Origin of the sequence: Adhaeribacter aerolatus, from assembly GCF_007991635.1 — a bacterium.
Taxonomy (GTDB): domain Bacteria; phylum Bacteroidota; class Bacteroidia; order Cytophagales; family Hymenobacteraceae; genus Adhaeribacter; species Adhaeribacter aerolatus.
Map to the genome: position 1 here is coordinate 1 of NZ_BJYS01000089.1, position 924 is coordinate 924.

Annotated in this window: 1 protein-coding gene; it reads left to right on the forward strand. The window is 38.4% G+C overall.

Features of this window, described 5'->3' with window-relative positions:
- Positions 1-85 precede the first annotated feature (85 nt).
- Entirely contained in the window at positions 86-916 is an 831-nt protein-coding gene (locus AAE02nite_RS26110; RefSeq protein WP_146905878.1) for a transposase, read from the forward strand.
- Positions 917-924 lie beyond the last annotated feature (8 nt).

A 924-nucleotide genomic window follows, 5' to 3' on the forward strand; every position in this document is an offset into this window, starting at 1 on the left:
GAAGCTGTTTAGAGTTTTAGTAACTACCAAAGAAATAGGGCTGTAAAAGAGTTTGCAAAGACGATTTTACATAAACCCTACTTCGATGGCAGTACTAAGCGAAGATAAAATAAATCGGTGGATAGTGCCGTATTTAAGCAGCGGAAAAAGAGGCAGCAAATTAAAAGTAGCGCCTGCCCAACTTATATCAGGTATTTTATATCGTTTGAAAACAGGTTGTCAGTGGCGGGAATTACCCCTAAAAGAAATATTTGATACGGGTCCAACTATTAGCTGGCAGGGCGTGTATCATCATTTTCGGAAATGGTCCCAAGACGGTAGCTTTAAAAAAGTGTGGCTAGAATTACTTAAAAGCCAGCGACGGCTACTTGATTTATCAAGTGTTCAGCTAGATGGTAGCCAAACCATCTGCAAAAAAGGTGGCCAGGGCATTGGTTACCAAACCAGAAAAGCTGCTAATAGCTGTAATAGTCTATTCTTAGCGGATAATAAAGGGCAGATGTTGGCTTGTAGTCCACCAATAGCAGGTGTGCATCATGATTTATTTGAGATAGAAGAAGTGTTTAATCAACTTTGTAATTTATTAAAAGAAGCAGGCATTGAAACAGAAGGCTTATTTCTAAATGCCGATGCCGGCTTTGATTCGGCTGGATTTAGAAGCTTGTGTGCCGAAATGAAAATAGAAGCCAATATTGCTTTTAACCCCAGGAATGGAAAACCATCGGATGATTATGTTTATTTTGATGAACAGCTTTTTAAAAGAAGGAACGCTATTGAAAGGGCGAATGCCTGGTTAGACAGTTTTAAAGCCTTACTTATTCGCTTTGAAACAAAGGCGCTCCATTGGTTTATGCTCCTTTTAATGGCTTTCTCTGTCTTATTTATTCGAAAAATTAATAAAAATCCAAAACTCTAAACAGGTTC

Coding starts and splice junctions, on each gene's coding strand:
- AAE02nite_RS26110 (WP_146905878.1), top strand. CDS start 86: ATGGCAGTACTAAGCGAAGATAAAATAAATCGGTGGATAGTGCCGTAT.